The 14,330-nt window shown below is 36.7% G+C and carries 9 protein-coding genes and 1 pseudogene; 5 read left to right on the plus strand and 5 right to left on the minus strand.

The window, feature by feature from the left end; translation table 11 throughout:
• Window positions 1–348: 348 nt before the first annotated feature.
• The 3 genes from ACIQXF_RS07015 to ACIQXF_RS07025 all read right to left on the minus strand — a co-directional run bounded on the left by ACIQXF_RS07015 (window position 349) and on the right by ACIQXF_RS07025 (window position 6,824).
• Entirely contained in the window at window positions 349–1,899 is a 1,551-nt protein-coding gene (locus ACIQXF_RS07015; protein ID WP_402780607.1) for a DUF6612 family protein, read from the minus strand.
• 178 nt (window positions 1,900–2,077) lie between these two features.
• A complete protein-coding gene (acnA, locus tag ACIQXF_RS07020) occupies window positions 2,078–4,783 on the minus strand; it encodes an aconitate hydratase AcnA (RefSeq protein ID WP_402780610.1) in 2,706 nt (901 codons plus the stop codon).
• 553 nt (window positions 4,784–5,336) lie between these two features.
• Entirely contained in the window at window positions 5,337–6,824 is a 1,488-nt protein-coding gene (locus ACIQXF_RS07025; RefSeq protein ID WP_402780613.1) for a methyl-accepting chemotaxis protein, read from the minus strand.
• Window positions 6,825–7,195: 371 nt separating this feature from the next.
• Between ACIQXF_RS07025 and ACIQXF_RS07030 the strand changes: the two genes are divergently transcribed.
• A complete protein-coding gene (locus tag ACIQXF_RS07030; protein WP_402780616.1) occupies window positions 7,196–8,146 on the plus strand; it encodes an MBL fold metallo-hydrolase in 951 nt (316 codons plus the stop codon).
• A 117-nt stretch (window positions 8,147–8,263) separates the two neighbouring features.
• Window positions 8,264–8,539 carry a hypothetical protein gene (locus tag ACIQXF_RS07035; RefSeq protein WP_402780619.1) on the plus strand — a complete coding sequence of 92 codons (276 nt, stop codon included), beginning with the start codon at window positions 8,264–8,266 and terminating at the stop codon, window positions 8,537–8,539.
• A gap of 6 nt (window positions 8,540–8,545) precedes the next feature.
• Here the strand turns inward: ACIQXF_RS07035 and ACIQXF_RS07040 are convergent, their stop codons facing one another.
• The gene (locus tag ACIQXF_RS07040) at window positions 8,546–10,363 is read right to left on the minus strand and encodes a DNA ligase D (protein ID WP_402780622.1); all 1,818 of its coding nucleotides are present in this window, start codon (window positions 10,361–10,363) and stop codon (window positions 8,546–8,548) included.
• Window positions 10,364–10,469: 106 nt separating this feature from the next.
• Here ACIQXF_RS07040 and ku point away from each other — a divergent pair, with 106 nt between their 5' ends.
• Together ku and ACIQXF_RS07050 are read left to right on the plus strand one after the other, a co-directional pair.
• Entirely contained in the window at window positions 10,470–11,288 is an 819-nt protein-coding gene (gene ku / locus ACIQXF_RS07045) for a non-homologous end joining protein Ku (protein ID WP_402780625.1), read from the plus strand.
• Between the two features lie 214 nt (window positions 11,289–11,502).
• Complete coding sequence (locus tag ACIQXF_RS07050) at window positions 11,503–12,510, plus strand: serine hydrolase domain-containing protein (RefSeq protein ID WP_402780956.1); 1,008 nt, start codon at window positions 11,503–11,505, stop codon at window positions 12,508–12,510.
• 205 nt (window positions 12,511–12,715) lie between these two features.
• Here the strand turns inward: ACIQXF_RS07050 and ACIQXF_RS07055 are convergent.
• Window positions 12,716–12,934, minus strand: a pseudogene (locus ACIQXF_RS07055) (dihydrofolate reductase family protein); the annotation flags it as partial.
• A 101-nt stretch (window positions 12,935–13,035) separates the two neighbouring features.
• Here ACIQXF_RS07055 and ACIQXF_RS07060 point away from each other — a divergent pair.
• Window positions 13,036–13,980, plus strand: a complete 945-nt coding sequence (locus ACIQXF_RS07060) for a helix-turn-helix transcriptional regulator (protein ID WP_402780628.1) — start codon at window positions 13,036–13,038, stop codon at window positions 13,978–13,980.
• The last annotated feature ends 350 nt before the right edge of the window (window positions 13,981–14,330 follow it).

A 14,330-nucleotide genomic window follows, 5' to 3' on the forward strand; every position in this document is an offset into this window, starting at 1 on the left:
GAAGTTTTATTTCTAAATCTAGCGGTAAAACAACTTGATTCATGTTATAATTTTTAAACATAAGGACACTTCTTTCTGATTGGTTATGGTTTGGTTACTTTAATTTTATCAGAAGGTGTCCTTTCTTTTTATTCTTTTTATTAAAATTTATATGTTCAAATACAAAGCCCGGGGAATTTTACTGATCGTAAAATTCCCCGGGCTTCTTTGTTAATTCTTGAGGTTTTGTCCCAGCCTCATTTTTATCTAGTTACAGCATTATAAAAAGTAGGTTTACGTCAATAGATATGACGTAAACCTACTTTTTCAGTAACTCTTATTTTCAAAATCAAGAGTTTTATTTCTCTATTATTTGCTTACTGGTGCTGCTTCTGTTGTGTTAAGATCCATTTCCTTAGCGTTCTCTAGCACATCTTTTGGAATCGTAATCGTTTTCACAGCATTGAAATCATGATATTTGATTGTTGTTTGCTGTTTTGTTTTTATTGAATTGCCTTCTACTTTCATGCTTAATGTCATATCCATAGCAATTTCTTCTACATCAAATGTTTCTTTATTAATCAATAATTTGTATGTGAGACTATCAAAAGACATATTGCCCAATTGTGCCTCCAGATCAGCTTCCATTCCTAAATCCATTACACTAAGCTGTTGCTTCACTAATTCTGTGAATTTATCACCAGAACCCTTCAGCGTTAATTCATAACGGGTAGCTGTTTCATTTAATTTGAAATCGTCAGCAAATGATTGCAGCATCTCTAATTGCTCCGCTGCATCTGGCTGCATCCCAGTTTGGTTAAGCACACCTTCAAACAATTGTTTCGGGAACTTTACCCAAGCCTTTTGATCTGCCTCATACATATACATACCATCTTTTGCCGTCATATACATTTTAATCGGCAAATTAATCGCTTCACCATTTGTTGGATCTGTTAGTGACATTGTGCCATCCGCAAAGAATTGCATCGGCTCTGTAACAATTTCCATAGACATATTGCCTTTAGAATCCATTTTCATTGTTTCCTTACCATCATTTGCCTCTACTGACTGAGTCATCGTCATGGTAGCTTTCATGCTTTTTAGCTCTTTTTGCTTGGCTAATGTTTTGGCAAATACTTCCTCTAAAGAAGCACTTTCACTTGTTGTTGTAGGTTGTTCTTTAGTTTCCTGCTGCTCTTGTGGCTGTTCTTTAGTTTCCTGCTGCTCTTGTGGCTGTTCTTTAGTTTCCTGCTGCTCTTGTGGTTGTTCCTCTTTTACTTCCGTTCCAGGCTGTGCTTCTTTATTGATGTCTAATGCGTTCACTATAAATGTCGCTAACTGACCACGCGTAACATTTTTATCTACACCAAATTCTGTTGCAGAAATGCCTTTTGCAATGCCTGCCTCATACAATGCCGTTACAGCATCTGCATATGGACTACTTTGCGGTACATCTGTAAATGGACTCTCTCCTTTTGCTGTTAAGCCTGCTGCCTTTGCCACCATCATCGCCATTTGACCACGTGTAATAGTTTCATCTGGACGGAATGTATTATCCTCATAGCCTTCCACAACACCAAGATTAATCGATGTAACAATCGCCTTAAAGTATGGACTAGATGAGTTTACATCCTTTAAAACCGGTCTTGCTGCAGTATCCGTTGTTGTTGTTAGTTGGAAAGCACTTGCTATCATCTTCACCGCTTGTCCACGTGTTACGTCCCGTGATGGCTTAAATGTACCATCTGGAAAACCATTAATAATATTTGCTGCATGTAATGTTGAAATACTGTTAAAATGTTCATGATCTTCGCTTACATCTGAAAATGGACTAGCAGCCGAAGCAGGTACTACTGCTAAAGCTGTAACTGCTATTGCCGTTGTTGCTGCCGTGTAAAGTTTATGTTTTTTCTTTGTCATGATTGATATCCCCCAATTATGTAAATTTTTAAAGGCTTTCATTTCTATTTTATATAAACCGTTGGGAAAATGCTAGGAATTTGGAAAATTAAATTGAAATAGCCATTTTATCCGTCACAATTTCATTCTTCTATCAAAAAAAACCGACCTCCTAGGAGATCGGTTTTTTTGAAAATGATTACTCAGCAGCTTTTGCGCGAAGAACCATTTGTAGGATACCACCGTGACGGTAGTAGTCTACTTCTACTTCTGAGTCGAAACGAGCTAAAGCTTGGAAAGTTTTAACTGAACCGTCTTCAGATTTAGCAGTAACTGTTAAGATTTCACGTGGTTTTACGTTGTCAGTAATGTTAACAGAGATTTCTTCTTTACCAGTTAAGCCTAAAGTTTCAGCTGATTCACCTGGCATGAATTGAAGTGGAAGAACACCCATCATTACTAAGTTAGAACGGTGGATACGCTCGTAAGATTGTGCGATAACAGTTTTCACGCCAAGTAGGAATGTACCTTTCGCAGCCCAGTCACGAGAAGAACCCATACCGTAGTCGTTACCAGCAAGTACTACTAAGCCAGTACCTTGCTCTTGGTATTTCATACATGCGTCATAGATGTACTCTACTTCGCCTGTTGGCCAGTAAGTAGTGAATCCACCCTCTGTACCTGGAGCAACTTGGTTACGGATACGGATGTTTGCAAATGTACCACGCATCATAACTTCGTGGTTACCACGACGAGAACCGTATGAGTTGAAGTCACGGATTGCAACACCGTTTTCGATTAAATATTTACCTGCAGGTGTATCTTTACCGATTGCACCAGCTGGAGAAATATGGTCAGTTGTGATTGAGTCACCGAACTTCGCCATAATGCGTAAACCGTCTAAGCCTTTAATAGCTTCTGGCTCTTTTGCAAGACCTTGGAAGAATGGTGGGTTTTGGATGTAAGTTGATTTGTCATCAAATGTGTATAGAGACTCAGTTGATGTTTCAATTGCATTCCATTTTTCGTTCGCTGTGAATACAGTTTCGTATTCTTTTTGGAATAATTCACGGTTAACTACAGTACCTAATACTGCGTTAACTTCTTCAGTTGAAGGCCAGATATCAGCGAAGAATACTTCGTTGCCATCTTTGTCTTTACCGAATGAATCTTTTTGTAGGTCGATATCCACAGTACCAGCAAGTGCATAAGCAACAACAAGTGGTGGAGAAGCTAAGTAGTTAGCTTTTACAAGTGGGTGTACGCGACCTTCGAAGTTACGGTTACCAGAAAGAACTGATGTTACGAATAAGTCGTTATCTTTGATAGCGTCTTCGATTTCAGGAAGTAATGGACCTGAGTTACCGATACATGTTGTACAACCGTAACCTACAGTGTTGAAACCGATTTGGTCAAGGTAAGTTTGTAAACCTGAATCTTCAAGGTAACCAGTTACTACTTTAGAACCTGGTGCTAAAGAAGTTTTTACCCATTTAGGCACAGTTAGACCTTTTTCTACAGCTTTTTTCGCCACTAAGCCCGCAGCAATTAATACGTATGGGTTAGATGTATTTGTACAAGAAGTGATAGCAGCGATAGCTACAGCACCTGTTGGGATTTCTACATCACCTTCAGAAAATTTAGCTACAGAAGTTTTTGCGAATTCATCTTCAGTTAAACCGAAACCTTGTGTACCTTGTGGTGCCACTACTGCTTCTTTGTAACGAGAACGCATTTGAGATAGTGGAATTAAGTCTTGTGGACGTTTTGGACCAGAAAGGTTTGGTTCGATTTCAGCTAAGTTTACTTCTAATACGTCAGTGTAAACTGGCTCTAATGTTGGATCGAAGAACATGTGGTTTGCTTTTAAGTAAGATTCTACAACCGCGATGTGCTCTTCGTCACGACCAGTTAAACGCATATAGTTTAATGATTCTTCGTCAATTGCGAAGAAACCACATGTAGCACCATATTCTGGAGCCATGTTAGAAATTGTAGCACGGTCAGCTAGTGGTAATTTAGATACGCCAGGTCCGAAGAACTCAACGAATTTACCAACTACGCCACGTTGACGTAATACTTGAGTTACTTTTAATGCTAAGTCAGTAGCAGTAGTTCCGTTTGGAAGATCGCCAACTAATTTAACACCGATAACTTCTGGGATTGGGAAGTATGAAGGTTGACCAAGCATACCTGCTTCAGCTTCGATACCACCAACGCCCCATCCAAGAACGCCGATACCATTAATCATTGTTGTATGTGAGTCAGTACCTACTACTGAATCTGGGAATGTTTCGAATGTACCGTCAGCATTTTCGTTTACGTGTACAACTGGAGCTAAATACTCTAAGTTTACTTGGTGAACGATACCAGTTGCTGGTGGTACAGCACGGAAGTTATTATAAGCAGTTTGTGCCCATTTTAAGAAGTTATAACGCTCAGCGTTACGTTCGAATTCTAGGTCCATGTTTGCTGCTAGTGCAGATGCATTACCATATTTGTCAACTTGTACTGAGTGGTCAATTACAAGGTCAACTGGAATAGCAGGGTTGATTTTGCTTGGGTCGCCGCCCATTTCTTTCATTGCAGAACGAAGAGAAGCAAGGTCAACTACTACTGGTACACCAGTAAAGTCTTGTAATACTACGCGTGAAGGTTTGAATGGTACTTCTGCTTCTGGATCAGCACCGTTACCCCATTTTGCTAATTCGTTTACGTGCTCTTCTTTGATAACATATGCATCATATTGACGTAAAACTGATTCTAATAATACTTTGATTGAGTAAGGAAGGTTTGAAACTTTTGCAACGCCAGCTTTTTCAATCGCAGCTAAGTCATAGTAATTATAAGTTTTACCATTAACTTCGAATGATGCACGGCTGTTGTGTAAATTACCTTGTGCCATTTGCGGATCCCCCTAAATATCTTTTTGAAAAGGCTAAGTAAAGCATCTTTTCTCCAATACCCATGATAGCGTATTTATATTCATAAGTAAATTACATTAATATTATCTTTTTCGATAAGTTAATCTTATGACAAGAGATTCATTTTGATTATTTACATGAATGAGCGAATTTGTGACGAAAAAGACATATTTTCACCTTTTTCATTTTGAACATTTTCTTAAAAATTTATGCATACATATTTTGAAACTAAAAAAACGGTATTTTTTCAATATAAAAACACAGGAGGCAAGACCATAATTCTCCTGTGTTGGACCTTTTAAGGCTCTTCACCATAACGTGTGGTTGATTTTTCGTCTTGGAGCGTCCAGTCTCACCCCAATCAACTTAATATTAAATGGCAAACGTTTAAACAAGTGTCATCCACAACTTTTGGTGATGACACTTGTTTATAAAGTTCAATACTTTATCGCTTAGTTATAGCTTTGCCAAAAAAATGTCTTTATATAACGTTTTTCTTCTATTATATATTAGTAAGGATTATCGATCACTTATTTAAGAAAACTCATTTTCCTTTTTTGTCACAAGTGACTTTAATTTATCGCTTAACTCCTGAATACGATTGGTTGTGTTCGTCATCGTTTCTAGCATATTATTTTCATCCTCTACCGAATGCAGAATCTCTCCAGTGGAAGTTGCGTTTTGCTCAGTCATTTCATTTAGCTTTTCAATCTGTGCCTGTATGCTTTCAAACTGCGAGATGGCGCTGCTTAATTCATTCATGCCTCTAGTTAAATCCGTATTAGTTTTTGTAAATGAATCTTTTAAAACATTAAAGAAGTTGCTAACGTCTTGTAATAGCAGCTCCCCATGTTGTAACGCTCTTTCTCCATCATCAGAACGTTGATGAGCCTCTGTTGACTTTTCGAACAGTGTTCGCGTTACATTTGTAATACTCACCGTAATAGCAGCACTTTCTTCCGCTAATTTTCGTACTTCGTCTGCAACAATGGCAAACCCTTTGCCATGTTCCCCTGCTCTTGCCGCTTCAATTGCTGCATTGAGAGCAAGTAAATTTGTCTGTTCTGCAATATGCTGTATCCCCTTTAATAAATTATCTACAGTTTGCAGACTAAGCTGGAGCTCATTCACTGTTTCAGTAGTAGAGCTCATCGCATGACTCATAACCCCCATTTGCATCATTGCATCCTGCATTTTTTCCCATCCTGCTAAAACTTCCTGCTGAAGATCTGTAGACTTAGAAACAGTATCCTTTGATATAGAGAATGTTTCGTTGACAAAATGTACAGATTCCTTCATCGTTCCATGGATCATTTGTAAGCTGGATGACTCCTGCTGAATACTAGCAGAAATATCCTCAGTAGCTAAAAGAATTTGTTTACTCGATCCAGATATACGCTGCATTGTACGCTGAAAATGTGTAACGTGCTCATCCAATGCTTTACTACCTTTTTCAATCTCTTGAAACGTATCCTGTAGCTGATTTAAAGATGCTTTTACTTCGGTCTGCTGAACTGCGGCATGTTCAATTAGTTCATTGCCCCATTTTGCGAGCAAATAAAATGCAATAATTACGCCATTCATAATCGCAACAAGTGTAATAAATACGATAAAATCATCGAATGGCCCTAATAATGATTCAGACTTTACGATATAGAGAATAAGGAAGCTGATGTTTGTCAGTATGCCAAAAAACACGATTAATTCTTTCTTAAAATAAAGAGCAATAATTGCCACTGTACAAAGTAAAATATAATGTTTATTTAACGAAAAGCTATCTAGTAAAAATAATGTAAAGACAACACTCGAAGGAATCATGCCAAAAATAAAGCCTTTAACATATGTTTTAATAGGTAAAAAGTAATTACATATTGCTAATGCAATAACGGCAAGACCAACAAATAGAAACATAATGCCCTTTGAAAAAATCATAGGTCCACAAATAAGAACAGCTAAAATTGAAATGATCGCTAAATTGACACGATGGACTTTTCGTGTATCATATCGAATCTTTTTTTCCATATAATTATCCTCCCTAAAAAATGAATGGCCATTCAGTTAATTCTTCTATTATTATATAGTATAATACCCAATTTTTATAGATAAAAAATGAATATAAGAGAATATCCAATACTTATCGGAGTCAAATGGTGATAATGCGATGATTTCTTTAGCTTTTAGGTAGGACGTGTTCGTCGCAATTATAAGTTTACCGAAATTCATGTGATATCTAAGTTTGACTTTTCGTGCATTTAAACGAATCTTTTCCAAAAATGAATAGACTTTCAATTTGTTTTTCGATTATCATGTAGTATAACCACTAATTTTTATAGATAAAAAACGTATATAAGAGAATATTTCGCATTTCTCATAATTGAAGGGAGATAGTTGAAATGGGGAGAATACAACAAATTGCACCAAATTTTTATTGTATCGATACACATGATTTAAATCGGGAACAGCGTACAAGCTCCTATTTACTAATTGATGAAAAAATTGCATTAATCGAAACATCTGCCAGTCCATCTGTGCCTTATATAATAGAAGGTTTAAATGAATTAAATATTGCTTTAGAGGATATTGATTATGTTATTGTGACGCATATACACTTAGACCATGCTGGAGGGGCAGGTTTATTTTTACAAAGCTGTCCAAATGCTACATTCGTTGTACATCCACGAGGTACTTCTCATATGGTGGATCCTAGTCGTCTAATAGCAAGTGCAAAGAGTGTTTATGGCGCAGAATTTGACAGTCTATTTGATCCAATTGTCCCAATCGAAGCTGAACGCATTAAAGAAATCGAACATGAGGAAGTACTTTCTTTAGGTCAACACCAGCTAACGTTTTATCATACGGAAGGCCATGCAAAGCATCATGTATCTATGCTCTATTCTGCTACGAATGGTTTATTTGTTGGTGATACAACTGGTGTCCGTTACCCAGAAATGGACGGAGAAGCGATCGATTTAATTATCCCTTCTACTTCGCCAAACCAGTACAACCCAGAGACTATGGAACAATCTATTCAGCTTTACGAAAAGCTCCATGCTACAGAATTGTATTTCGGTCATTATGGTGCTTATCAAAATCCATCTGAAGCCTACCGTCAAGTACGCTATTGGACACCACTATTTATAGCTGAAGGAGAAAAAGCTTTAACTGTTTCCAGCGATTTTAAAGAACAGGTCAAGTTTTTAGATACACGCTTTAAAGAACTTTTACACAGCTATTTACAGGAGCATGATATCCCAGAAAATCATCCTGTCTATCAAACAATCCCGTTTGATACCATTGTTTCGGCAATGGGAATTCTTGATTATCTAGCTAAAAAGAACGTGTAGAATGATGACTGTTACCTTTTACGCAAATCAAAAGCATCGGAACTATCCGTTGCTTTTTTATTATTCACTTCATTTCGTATAAATTGGTATAATTAGGATAAAGGGAGTGATATAAAAATGCTAAGTAAACTATCCATAATAATGTCTATAATGGGGGTTTTATTCTTTAGTTCTGCCTATATTTTTACAAAGTCCTTTGAGCTTTTAATGATGATAGGGCTTGCTACCTTGTTTATTAGCTTATTGAGTAGTTTTAGTGCTATGTTTAAAGGAGAACAGGGCAAAACAAAGCTATTACCTGTTGCAGCGTTTTTCATCCTTAGTTTTACGCTAATTTGGACAGAACCTTTTCAAATTGTTAGGTTATTAACATGGTTTAAAAATATCATTTGATCATGATTACTTTAAGTGATCCAAAACAGCTTGAAAATCCTGCTCCTCCCCTATCTCACGAAAATTACGAAATGGGTTGCTGACTTTTTTCATGCGATTTAATACAGCAGGAATCGTAAATTGATCAGGCGTTAAATGCTCATTGACCTCTTCCCAATGTAATGGCGTTGCCACTAAGCCTTTTTCATTGCCACGTGTCGAATAAGGAGCAATAATCGTTTTCCCTTCTGCATGCTGCACATAATCTAAATATAATTTTTGATGCCTATTTTTCTTTAAACGTTCTATAGTATACAAATCAGGCTTTTGTTCGCATAAAAAACGACACACAAATTCAGTAAATACTCTCACCTCTTCATAGGAAAATGTATGTTCAGGTAACGGTATATAAAGCTGCAATCCTTTGCCTCCCGATGTTTTCACAAAGGATTGCAGCTTGAAATAATCGATAATTTCCTTTAAATCCAGCGCTCCAGTAACAGCGAGTGAAAATTGCTCGACAGAAGGAGGATCCAGATCGAAGACAATCTCAGTCGGTCGCTCTGTTTGTACTGTTTGAAAAGGTATGTGCAGCTCTAAGGTAAGCTGATTGCCAAGCCATAATAATGATTCAAGATTGTTACATACAAGATAATTAATATCATCCATCCATCCTGTTGAAACAAATTCAGGTAGTTTCTCTGGACTACTTTTTTGATAAAAGCTGTCTCCAGGAACCCCATGTGGAAAACGAATTAACGTAAGTGGGCGATTACGAAGAAAAGGTATTAAATACGGAGAAATCATTTGTAAATAGTATAAATAGTCATCCTTCGTTATGCCAATTTCAGGCCAAACTGGTTTATCAGGATGCGTAATGTTTACTGTATCTGGAATTGGATTAAGCTGTCGCTGCATATGCTGCCAGTGACAATCTTCTGGCATCATTTCCAGTCGAAATGCATGGAAACGCGGTTCCCGTAATTTAATGCCATCAAAATCAATACAGGCTATATCGACACAAATAGAAGACGCTAATACCCATGTTTCATTTATCCTTTGTCCATTTGCTTGAAAAAAAGCTATGAGTGTTTTACGCTCTTCCTCTGACATTCCATGTTTAAAAACAACGATTTCTACTAGCTCGTCCTGATGATAAACAGAGCCATGAAAATAGCCATTTCTATGGTCATATTGATTGACAATAACCGTTACATATCGCCAATTCTTGATTTTTAACCACTGTGTAGAACGCGTATCTCCTACCCACTTGCTTGTTTTCTTTTTAGCAATCATCCCTTCCCCATTATTCACTCTAATCTCATGCCAAAGTTGCTCAGCAGCCTCTGTACAATCAATTGCTTGAAGGAATTCTTGGCTCTCATAATCGACAGTTAATGGAAGCTTTAGAGTCGTAAAAAGCTTAGCGAGTTGCTGCTTACGCGTCTTCAAGTACCGATTTGTCAACGATTCACCCTTATAGTTTAGAACATCAAAAACAATATAATGACAAGGAAAAGATTGTGCATGAGCTGCAATTACTTCTTGGTTTTGCATCCTTCTTCTTTTTTGCACGAGCGAAAAATCACTTTTTAAATTATTCGATAAACAAACTAATTCCCCATCAAATGTTACTGGTAAAAACGCTTTAATTTGATCAAATAAGCTGTTACAAAAATTGAGTATCTCTGGAAATAAGTGACTCAAGTTATTGCCATTTCTGCTTATTAACACTGGCTGTTCGTCCCATTCTAATAGACACCTAAATCCATCATATTTTGTTTCATACAGCCATTCTTCACCAATAGGCGTTTCAAGCACTTCCGTTAATAACATTGGTTTCATCAGAGCACACCTACTTTGCCTTTTATGTTTAGTTTTTGACGATTTCACTTTAAGATACATAAAAATAAGCAAAAAATATCATAGTAATAAAAACGAGGTGACCTGAATGCATACAGTTTGGAAAGGCAGTATTTCATTTGGTCTTGTCAATATACCAGTGAAACTACACGCTGCTACAGAAAATAAAGACATTAAATTGCGACAACTTCACAAAGAATGTCATACACCTATTAGCTATAAGAAAGTTTGTGAAGGCTGTAACCAAGAAGTAAAAGATGAGGATATTGTTAAGGCTTATGAGTATGCCAAAAATAAGTTTGTCGTATTAGATCAAGAGGAATTAGAGAACTTGCGGAAGGAAAATGAAGATAAGGCCGTTGAAATTATTGATTTTGTGAAATTAACTGAAATCGATCCTATTTATTTTGAACGAACTTATTTTTTATCCCCTGATACGACTGGCGGAAAGGCCTATTCCCTATTACGTCAAACATTAGAACAATCCGGAAAAATAGGCGTTGCCAAAATTATTATCCGTTCAAAAGAGCAATTAGCAATTGTTCGTGTTTATCAAAACTCTTTAGTGATGGAGACCATTCATTACCCTGATGAAGTAAGAAGCGTGAGTGATGTTCCAAATATTCCAAGCGAACAAAACGTTGTTCCAAAAGAGCTAGAAACGGCACTAATGCTAGTTGATCAATTAACAACAGAATTTAACCCTGAAAAATACACTGATGACTATCGCAATGCTCTAATGGAGCTTATAGAGGAGAAAAAAGCAACGAATACCATCTCAACTAGCGATAAACGTCCAATTCCTGATAATGTCACGGACTTAATGACAGCACTTCAAGCCTCCTTAGAGAAAACGAAAAAGCCAACAACGAGAAAACGAACAACGAAAACGAAGAAAAATGCTTAAAATGCACAAGTAAGAAGCGTATCCATTGTTTTGGATATGCTTTTTTTAAGGTATTTTTCTTTTATTGTTATACATATCCAATGGCAATGAAGAGGCTTGTAGAACAAAAAGGGTTCGAATTGTTACACTTATATGGTTCATAAATTAAAAAACCAAAACACAAACATTTGTTCTGTATTTCTGTTATAATAAAGAAAAAACTAGGAGTTAAATGATGATAAACATTCGTGAACGCATGGAGCATTACCGTATAACAGGTTTAAGTCTTGTAGCTATCGAGAAGGGAAAAATCAGTAAGACGGATCAATTTGGTGTTCTAGAGGCAGGTACCGATAAATACGTTAATGAACACTCCATTTTCAATGCTTGTTCGATCAGTAAGTTTCTAACAAGCATTTTAGTAATGAAATTGGTGGAACAAGGGATTGTTGATTTAGATGAAGATATTAATAAAAAACTAGTGTCATGGAAAGTTCCTGACAATCAATTGACAAAGCATAAAAAGGTTACATTACGAAACTTACTAAGTCATCAATCTGGTATTGTTGACCCGGAAGGCAGTTTTGCGACGGTAGAATCGTTCAATGACATGCCATCCATGGTAGAAATATTGAATGGTAAAACGCCTATTGAGGTAATGTACGAACCAGAAAGTGAATTTCACTATTCCGATGCAGGGTTTTGCGTTATTCAATTACTTATTGAAGACATAATGAGCAAACCATTTTCCGTTCTTATGGACGAACTTATTTTTCAGCCATTGAGCATGACAAACAGTACATTTTCTACCTCTCTTTCAACATCAAATACGGATAACTTTGCATGTGGCCATAATCAAAATGGAACGTTAATTCCAGGGAAATATTTTATTTATCCTTACAGTGCCGCTTGTGGTATATGGACTACTCCAAGAGATTTAACAAAATTATTACTGGATGTTATGAAGGCTGTCAAAGGACAAAGTAAAATCGGCATTACTAAAAAACAAGTAAAAGAACTGTTAACCCCTCAGGGATGCAAGGAATGGACGGGCCTTGGAATATTTCTAGATGGCACGGACGAGAAGCTTGAATTGTCTTCCCTTGGCTGGGGTGTTGGATTTCAATGTATGCTAATAGCCTATCCATATCTTGAACAAGGAATTGTTATGATGACCAATACTGATACAGGTATGCATCAAATGAAGGGAATCATGGGTGAGATCTACCATTCGCTTTACTAATAACAGATTCGAGGCCAATCATCAATAATAGTATCAGCAGGCCCTGCCATTCTAGCTTCAGCTTAACTGATGAGGAACTGTTGATTTTCACTTAGAGTGGCGACTCCTGTGGGATAAGCTTGCGCTGAAAGCCCCACAGGAACGTAGTGACGAGGAGTTTGAAGCCAAGCCCACGGAAAGCTCCAACTCGGAGTGCAAATTATTCATAACATTTCTTTTCGGGATATGGATTAGATTTAGTATGGTCTACAAGGCAATCATAAGTTCTCTTACCCTTAATTATCGTATCAATCGATTGATACATGTCTGAATAACCAGCATCCCCTTCCCCTCTGCTTCATTTAAACATTGTAAATCATCATTTTCTTTCGCAATAAATCCATCTAAACTAGTCGCCAATAAATAAAATAATTTCTCGTGTCATATCGTCATCTCTTTTCACTTTTGAAAAACTCTTGAACAATATCTATACTAAACATAAAACACGACAACTACTGGCATGTTTAAATGGAAAGAGGCGAGAAAATGACAAAAGCAAAACGGTTATTAGATATCCTTCTGTTTGTTAGTGCAAAGAAGAAATTTACTGCACAAGAAGTTGCTGATGAATTCAATATATCTATTCGCACGGTTCATCGATATATTTTAGATTTAAGTGATATGGGATTGCCTATTTACGCAGAACAAGGACGAAACGGCGGCTATACTGTCCTAACGAGCAGACTTCTTCCCCCTATTTTATTTACAGAGGATGAGGCAGTTTCGATTTTCTTTGCGTTCCAATCACTTCATTATTACCGTGATTTACCTTTTAATACGGAAATTAAATCCGCTTCTCATAAACTTTATAGCTCGCTTCAGCAGGAGGCGAAGCGGAAGGTGGATAAACTTCAATCCTACATCGCATTTTGGAATCCTAAACGAGCGATTGAAACCCCTTTATTGAAAGCTGTTTTAGGGGCAGCCATCGAAAACAAAAATCTACATATTCAATATGAATCCAAATCAGGTACAACAACGAAACATATTCATCCTATTGGTGTTTATGCTCATGATGGGCTGTGGTATATGCCCGCCTTTGATTTTACAAAACAAAAAATATTACTATTTCGTGTAGATCGTATTATTTCCATCATAAAAAGTGAAGAAAATAAAGAGGAATTTTATAATTTGGAGGAGTGGTTTGGTAGCACATATAAAATTAAACAACCCATTCGTTTACATGTTCTTTTATCAAGGGAGGGTGTACGTCAATGCAAAAGCGACCCTAACCTTGAAGATTTTGTCGTTATAAAAGAAGATGGCACAGGTTATATTGATTCCATTATAGACAAAGGTGAACTAAATTTTATTAGCCCCCTCTTCTATCGACTTGGTATGCATGCTCAAATTGTAGAACCAGAAGAATTAATCAATATTTTACGACAGCATGCAAAAGACATCTTATCTATGTATCGAGAAAATGATTAATGTTCTAAAACAGTTTTGTAAATTCGGCGTAGCATTCATCGCAAATGGGTACTTCTTGGACAGTACCTTCATTACTTAAAACTTACGATAATGCTAAGGATCACACCTGTAAGATTATAATTGTTTTAGAAAATGGTAAACACCTAACAGAAAACTTTTCTTCTTCATAAAATGATAGTGTACCCAATTCGCTTCCAAATTCTCATACTCTGAGCAAGAAACACCCCCCATCATTTAATAAATTTTTAATTTGGTCACTTTACGCTAAGAAAAAGTGGCCTTTTTTCTTATCAAATACCCCAAAATTTATTTAATAAAAAAACCGACAAGATCATTTAAGATTTTGTCGG

It is taken from the genome of Lysinibacillus sp. NPDC097231 (assembly GCF_044761885.1).
In the GTDB taxonomy this organism is placed as follows: domain Bacteria; phylum Bacillota; class Bacilli; order Bacillales_A; family Planococcaceae; genus Lysinibacillus.

Bases quoted from the DNA above. Each gene is read 5' to 3' on its own strand.
- ACIQXF_RS07040 (WP_402780622.1), bottom strand. From the start codon at position 10,363: ATGAAACCAATGTTATTAACGGAAGTGCTTGAAACGCCTATTGGTGAA.
- acnA (WP_402780610.1), bottom strand. From the start codon at position 4,783: ATGGCACAAGGTAATTTACACAACAGCCGTGCATCATTCGAAGTTAAT.
- ACIQXF_RS07060 (WP_402780628.1), top strand. From the start codon at position 13,036: ATGACAAAAGCAAAACGGTTATTAGATATCCTTCTGTTTGTTAGTGCA.
- ACIQXF_RS07050 (WP_402780956.1), top strand. From the start codon at position 11,503: ATGATAAACATTCGTGAACGCATGGAGCATTACCGTATAACAGGTTTA.
- ku (WP_402780625.1), top strand. From the start codon at position 10,470: ATGCATACAGTTTGGAAAGGCAGTATTTCATTTGGTCTTGTCAATATA.
- ACIQXF_RS07015 (WP_402780607.1), bottom strand. From the start codon at position 1,899: ATGACAAAGAAAAAACATAAACTTTACACGGCAGCAACAACGGCAATA.
- ACIQXF_RS07030 (WP_402780616.1), top strand. From the start codon at position 7,196: ATGGGGAGAATACAACAAATTGCACCAAATTTTTATTGTATCGATACA.
- ACIQXF_RS07035 (WP_402780619.1), top strand. From the start codon at position 8,264: ATGCTAAGTAAACTATCCATAATAATGTCTATAATGGGGGTTTTATTC.
- ACIQXF_RS07025 (WP_402780613.1), bottom strand. From the start codon at position 6,824: ATGGAAAAAAAGATTCGATATGATACACGAAAAGTCCATCGTGTCAAT.